Genomic DNA, 5,940 nt, shown 5'->3' on the forward strand with positions numbered 1-5,940 from the left:
AGACAGGTTGAAGATGGTGCTCCAGTGGCGGGTGATCGCGGCCATCGCCACCGCTTCCTGGATCTCCTCGTCGGTAGCGCCGGCGCGCTTGGCGTCCTGCGTGTCCGACCAGATGCAGTAGTTGCACGGAATCTGTGCCGCGACCGCCAGCGAGATCAGCGACTTCACCTTCGGCGGCAGCGCCGTCTTGTCGCTGAGCTCAATGGCCTTGACCTCGGCCCAGGCGCCGGGCAGACCGGCCTTCGGGAACTGCTTCACGAAGCTCGGCACGCCGCCCATGGTTGACTGGATGTCCTTGATGGCGGCGTCGTAGTCGTCGGCCTGGGCAGGCGCCGAGGCCAAGGTCAGGGTCAAGACGCAAGCGGCCGCGAGCATTGATGCGGACGCCAGGCGAAGGGTGGAATTTGAAAGCGTGCGATGGGTCGACATTGTTTCTCCTCTGGTATTTGATAGCCTTACGATGTAAGGTATGGCCGAAAATGAACCTTACAGTGTAAGTTGTCAAGCGCCGCCATGGACTCATCGAGCAAAAGAAAGCGAACACGCGGCCGGTTGTCCCGCGAGATGATCGAGGACGCCGCCTTCGAGGTGATCGAGCGGGAAGGGCTTTCCGGTTTCTCGATGCGCAAGCTGGCCGCCGCGCTCGGCTGCGAGGCGATGAGCATCTACCATCACTTCCCCTCGCAGGCGCATCTTTACGAGACGCTTGTCGATCGGCAGATGAGCGCGCTGGTGGTCCCCGATGAAAGCCTGCCCTGGCGTGAGCGGGTCCGCGTCGGTATGCAGGAGTTCCGCCGTGTCGCGACCGAACACCCGGCCTTCGCGCCGTTCATCGTCGTTTACCGCATGAACTCGCCGCCATGTCTGGCCAAGCTGAACAGCATCATCGGCGTATTCGAGGCGGGCGGATTCGGTCCCGAGCTTAGCGCCCGGCTGTTTCGCGCCGCTGGCTACTATCTGATGGGGGCGATCCTCGATGAGACCGCGGGCTACGCCAAAGGCCCGTCGGCGGTCACCACCGTCAGCAACGAAGAGCTTGCCCGTGATTTTCCCAGCGTCGTGGCGGCCGGGGCCTATTTCGGCACCGCCGGTTTCGACAAGACCTTCGATCTCGGCCTGGAGATGCTGCTGGACGAAATGGAGCGGATTCGCGATGGTGCCCGGGCCGCGACCGCAAAAGGTGGAAGCGCTCGCGGCCACGGGAATTAGCTAGCCAAGGCCTTCGATGCGCTTCCTTTTCGTTCTTGTCCTCCTCGCCGGCGTCGCCATCGGCGTCCTCTATCCCTGGGCGATGAGCAATTTCTCCGGCCACGAGATCGGCACCTGGCGGGTGTATGAGCAGGGCCGCTTCCGGCCGGTGACGGTGCCGCTCGCCGCGCGCGACGCGCCGCTGAGGGTGTTGGTCGACCTCACGGCGCGGGCCGAGCGCATCGTCTCGCAACAGCGCACCGTGCTGACGCTGACCGCCGCCACCGGCGGCCGCACCGCGCTCGCCTCGACGCTCCAGTTCAGTCATTCCGACAATCCGCGCCAGGCAAGCCCGCAACTGCCGGACAAGATCTTCCGTGACGAGGCGGGCGTGATCCAGGCGGTCAGCCCCGGCCCCTATCTCTTTACCGTCGGTCCGGGCGATGCCGAGGGTATCCCGATCCGGGCGGTCGATCTCGTGCTGCGCGCAGAAGCCGGCGCCATCGACGAGCGGGCACGGCCGGTCGGCTACGCGGTGATGGGCGTCGGGCTGATCGGGCTGGTGTTTTCCTTCGCGTTCGGCGGTCGCGGCGGCAGGCCACAGAACCCCAACTCGCAGCCGCCACCGCCGCGCTGGGGCCGCGGCGGCTCGTCGAACTGAGGGCGGCATGAACTACCGCCACGCCTACCACGCCGGCAACTTCGCCGATGTCGTCAAGCATGTCGTGCTGACGCGTCTGCTCGACTATCTGAAGCAGAAGGACAAGGCCTTCCGCGTCATCGACACCCATGCCGGCATCGGCCGCTACGACCTATCGTCGGTGGAAGCGCAGAAGACCGGCGAATGGCTGGGCGGCATCGGCCGGCTGGTCGACGCGGATCTGGATGCCAAGGTCACCGCCCTGCTGGCGCCCTATCTCGAGGCCGTTCGTGCCCTGAACCCCGAGGGCGGGGTGAAGAACTATCCCGGCTCGCCTCTGATCGCCAGGCACCTGCTGCGCAAACAGGACCGGCTGACGGCGATCGAACTGCATCCGCACGACGCGGAGCGGCTGAAGGCGGTCTTCGCCGGCGATTTCCAGACAAGGGTGATCGAGCTCGACGGCTGGCTGGCGCTCGGCGCGCATCTGCCGCCGAAGGAGAAGCGGGGCCTCGTGCTCGTCGATCCGCCCTTCGAGGAGGGAGGGGAGTTCTCCCGCATCGTCGACGGGCTGTCGAGAGCGCACCGGCGCTGGCCGGGCGGCATCTACGCGCTCTGGTATCCGATCAAGGACCGCAAGGCGGTCGCGGCGTTCAGGGCGGCGCTGAAGGAGACGGGCATCCCGAAACTGCTCGACATCGGCTTCGAGATCCGGCCGGCATCAACTGAGCCCAGCCTCGACGGCAGCGGCATGGTAGTGGTCAATCCGCCGTTCACGCTGGAAGGCGAGTTGCGGATCCTGCTGCCGGCCCTGCACAAGGTGACGGCAGTCGCGCAGCCGTCGCGCTGGACGCTGGACTGGCTGGCGGGCGAGTAGGGCATTGACCGCGCGGCTTGGCTTCCACCCAGCCCGTTGGCGCGAGCGGATGGGATGGCCTGCGCCGGCTGGGATCGGCCGCCGATGCCGGTGGCCACGCCTCGGAAACCATTGCCGTCGCAATCGCTTGACCGCCGCCAAGCGAATCCGCACAGTGTGCACAATCGATCTCGAGAGGCTGCCATGACTCGCTTCGCTCGTTCCGCTCTTGCCGCGCTGATCTCGCTCTGCACGCCGCTTGGCACATCGCTTGGCTTCACCCAGGCGGCGCATGCCGCCGACCTCGCCGTCTATTCCGACGAGGACAGCGGCGTCTGCGGTGAGGCCTGGGTGCTGAACAAGATCACCAACCGTTTCGCCTATCAGGTGCGCCACGTCCCGCATCTGCCGGATGTCGCGATCACCGATTTCAGCCGCATCCACCAGCACCGCTACCTGCCGGCCAGCGAGGAATGGCCGATCGGCCGCCGCTATTGCGGCGCCACGGTCAGCCTGTCCGACGGCCGCGCCCGTACGATCTGGTACCTGATCGAGGAGGGCCAGGGCTTCGCATCGATCGGCGACAATGTCGAATTCTGCGTCTCGGGCTTCGACCGCTGGATGGTCTACAACGGCCGCTGCCGCGTGCTGCGCTAGGCGCGGCTATCCTGTCCGCGCGCCGGAAAGATAGGCGCAGATCAGCTCGACGAGTTGCTTGCGCAGTTCCGGCGCATCCAGCATGTCCCGTCGCGCCGCATTGTGGATCACGCCCTCGACCGCCGAGGACAGCACGCGCGCGATCGTCTCGACATCTTTCCGGCGCCTGCGGTACTGCGCCACGGCGGCCGTGTAGTGTTCGAGATAGCGGGTCTGGAACGAGGCATGCGCGGCGCGTGAGCCGCGATCGCCCGGCGCCTCGTCGAGCAGCACCTGATGCAGCGTCGGATGGATGCTGTGCGCCTCGATCATGCCGCGCACCAGCTCCTGCGCGAATCGCCTGAGCGGCTTGCCGCCTTCGGCTGATTCGGCGATCACCGACAGCACCTGATCGAAATGGCGGCGCCGGATCGCTTCGAGCAGCGACAGCTTGTCTGGAAAATATTGATAGAGCGAGCCGATGCTGACGCCGGCCGTCTCGGCCACTTTGTTGGTGGTGAAGCCTGCCCATCCGAGCTCGCTCAGAACATGAGCACCCGCCTCAATGATCGCTTCGACGGTCGCCCGTGAACGCGCCTGGCGCGGCACCTTGCGCATGCGCATGCGCGGCTTGGCAATGCGAGTAGACATGTTTGTTCCGCCTCGCGAGAATATAAACAAGATACTCACATTTTCACAAAAAGGAACAACGGCGATGTGCGCGCTTTCCCTGCTTCGCAGCCTCTTCGACTATCAGGCCTGGGCCAACGCCGAGCTGCTTGAAAGTCTCGCAGACCTTGCGCAAGCGCACGCAAGCGAGCGCCACGCAGCGATCCGTCTGCTCAATCACAATCTCGTCGTGTCGAAGATATTCGCCGCGCATCTTTCCGGCACGCGCCACGGCCATGTTTCCGACAACACCGAGGACACGCCGTCGCTCGATGCGCTGCGCGCCGATGTCGAAGCGATGGACCGCTGGTATCGCGACTATCTCGATGCGGTTACGCCGCAACTTCTGGCGGAGCTCGTCCCGTTCATCTTCACCGATGGTGACAAGGCGATGATGTCGCGCCAGGAAATGCTGACCCATGTCGTCATCCACGGCGGCTATCATCGCGGCGAGATCGGCCGCATCCTCGCGCAAATCGCCGTCACTCCGCCCTGGGACACATTTGCCGCCCATCTCCATCGGACCGAGCCGTCGCGAAGGCTGCAGTTGGTGTCAGAGCCGGCCGGGCTGTGACGGCCCGAAAGCCTTTATATTTCAAGGGAAAAGCGGCTGCGCGGGGCGGAAGACACGGCATTCCTTCGCGCGCCATTCAATCCTGCAGCATTGGCGACTGACGAAAGCCGGCGCAACGGCCGATCTCTACCAAAGTGAGGGTTGCGGAGCGGTCCGCGCAGCGGACGGAAAGCCAACGGTTTGGCTTGCCGAGTGACGAAAGTCGGCGGCACAGTGAAGAACGCTGTCCAGCAGCGAATGCTGCTTCCCCGCTACTTAGATCGGGCCTGAATATATATGAGCTACAAGCTCGCATTAAGTTTTGAGTTGTTCTGCAGTCGCTCTATCAAGCAAGCCGATACGACAGCCCTTCGCGTGAGCTCGCTCGAGCACCGCCATTGCAAGAGTTCCCGCGCTTGACCAGAAGATCGCATGAGTCGCGTGGCTTCAATTTCTCTCGCGGAAGTTCGCGGCGAGCTACGAAGAATCTCCGCGGACTTTTGTGCCGATCATTGCGAGCATGCTTTCGCCGTAACAGAAATTTAATCTGCGAAATTCAGTGTAATGCTTCGCTGGCTAGAAAGCCGCGAGTCAGATATGCATGAGCATGCCGGATCACTGACGATCGCCGGCAAAACGCAAGGGGCATCGCATGGCAAAGACGACAAGCAAGGCGCCGGCGGCGAAAGCGCCGGCAAAGAAAGCGGCACCGAAGGCTGCCGCGAAACCTGCAGTGAAGAAGGCAGCGCCGAAGGCAGCCGCCAAGGCTCCGGTGAAGGCAGCGGCGAAACCCGCCGCCAAGAAGCCGGTCGCAAAGGCCGCGGCCAAGCCCGCCGCCAAGGCCGCAGCCAAGCCCGCCGCCAAGGCAGCGGCGAAGCCCGCCGCCAAGGCAGCAGCGAAGCCTGCCGCCAAGAAGCCTGCAGCCAAGGCCGCGGCCAAGCCCGCCGCCAAGGCACCGATGAAGGCCGCCGCCGCCAAGTCGGCGTCTGCAGTGAAGAAGGCAGCTCCGGCAAAGAAGCCGGCCGCCAAGAAGTAATCGCGTAGCTTCGCTCGCGACAAGGACAGGTGAGGGCGGGTGCCGTCGGTACCCCTCTCGCCAGTTCGGCGCCACTGGCGAAGCTGGAGCGGACGCTCCCCCTAAAGCTCCCGGGACTTTGCCATCGGCAGAACTTCCGGGAGCTTTTTTGTTGTTCGGCTTCCCCGGCAATTCGTTGCCGGCGCACTGGCTGCCCGGTTTCGCGACACTGGCCGTTGTCTTGCCGGCCATGATCGGTCAACAGTGCGCGCACACAAACAGGAACCCGACCATGCCGAAGCTGCTCTACGCCTCCACCTCTCCCTACAGCTCGAAGGTCTGCATGGCCGCGCTCTATGCCGGCATCGCCATCGACCTCGTGC

At 64.5% G+C, this 5,940-nt stretch carries 8 protein-coding genes and 1 pseudogene; 7 read left to right on the plus strand and 2 right to left on the minus strand.

From position 1 onward, the window contains the following. Window positions 1-429, minus strand: a 429-nt coding sequence (locus EOA33_RS21275) for a carboxymuconolactone decarboxylase family protein (RefSeq protein ID WP_145989225.1), incomplete at its 3' end; no start/stop codon positions are given. Between the two features lie 135 nt (window positions 430-564). On the opposite strand from EOA33_RS21275, the gene EOA33_RS21280 reads away from it, so the two are divergent. The 4 genes from EOA33_RS21280 to EOA33_RS21295 all read left to right on the plus strand — a co-directional run bounded on the left by EOA33_RS21280 (window position 565) and on the right by EOA33_RS21295 (window position 3,341). After that, window positions 565-1,209, plus strand: a complete 645-nt coding sequence (locus EOA33_RS21280) for a TetR/AcrR family transcriptional regulator (protein ID WP_245455527.1) — start codon at window positions 565-567, stop codon at window positions 1,207-1,209. Window positions 1,210-1,225: 16 nt separating this feature from the next. Further along, window positions 1,226-1,849, plus strand: coding sequence for a hypothetical protein (locus tag EOA33_RS21285; protein WP_127406493.1), 624 nt, complete (start codon window positions 1,226-1,228; stop codon window positions 1,847-1,849). 7 nt (window positions 1,850-1,856) lie between these two features. Further along, window positions 1,857-2,705, plus strand: a complete 849-nt coding sequence (locus tag EOA33_RS21290; protein WP_127406494.1) for a 23S rRNA (adenine(2030)-N(6))-methyltransferase RlmJ — start codon at window positions 1,857-1,859, stop codon at window positions 2,703-2,705. A 183-nt stretch (window positions 2,706-2,888) separates the two neighbouring features. Then, complete coding sequence (locus tag EOA33_RS21295; protein WP_127406495.1) at window positions 2,889-3,341, plus strand: hypothetical protein; 453 nt, start codon at window positions 2,889-2,891, stop codon at window positions 3,339-3,341. Between the two features lie 6 nt (window positions 3,342-3,347). Here the strand turns inward: EOA33_RS21295 and EOA33_RS21300 are convergent, their stop codons facing one another. After that, window positions 3,348-3,938, minus strand: a complete 591-nt coding sequence (locus tag EOA33_RS21300; RefSeq protein WP_126059153.1) for a TetR/AcrR family transcriptional regulator — start codon at window positions 3,936-3,938, stop codon at window positions 3,348-3,350. Window positions 3,939-4,035: 97 nt separating this feature from the next. Here EOA33_RS21300 and EOA33_RS21305 point away from each other — a divergent pair, with 97 nt between their 5' ends. The 3 genes and pseudogenes from EOA33_RS21305 to EOA33_RS40675 all read left to right on the plus strand — a co-directional run. Then, window positions 4,036-4,563 (plus strand): DinB family protein, encoded by a 528-nt coding sequence (locus tag EOA33_RS21305; RefSeq protein WP_127406496.1) that lies wholly within the window; start codon window positions 4,036-4,038, stop codon window positions 4,561-4,563. A 631-nt stretch (window positions 4,564-5,194) separates the two neighbouring features. Beyond that, on the plus strand, window positions 5,195-5,578 hold the full coding sequence (locus EOA33_RS21310; RefSeq protein WP_127406497.1) for a histone: 384 nt from the start codon (window positions 5,195-5,197) through the stop codon (window positions 5,576-5,578). A 271-nt stretch (window positions 5,579-5,849) separates the two neighbouring features. Further along, window positions 5,850-5,940 (plus strand): annotated as a pseudogene (locus tag EOA33_RS40675) (glutathione S-transferase); the annotation flags it as partial.

Origin of the sequence: Mesorhizobium sp. M4A.F.Ca.ET.050.02.1.1 (assembly GCF_003997725.1) — a bacterium.
GTDB lineage: Bacteria > Pseudomonadota > Alphaproteobacteria > Rhizobiales > Rhizobiaceae > Mesorhizobium.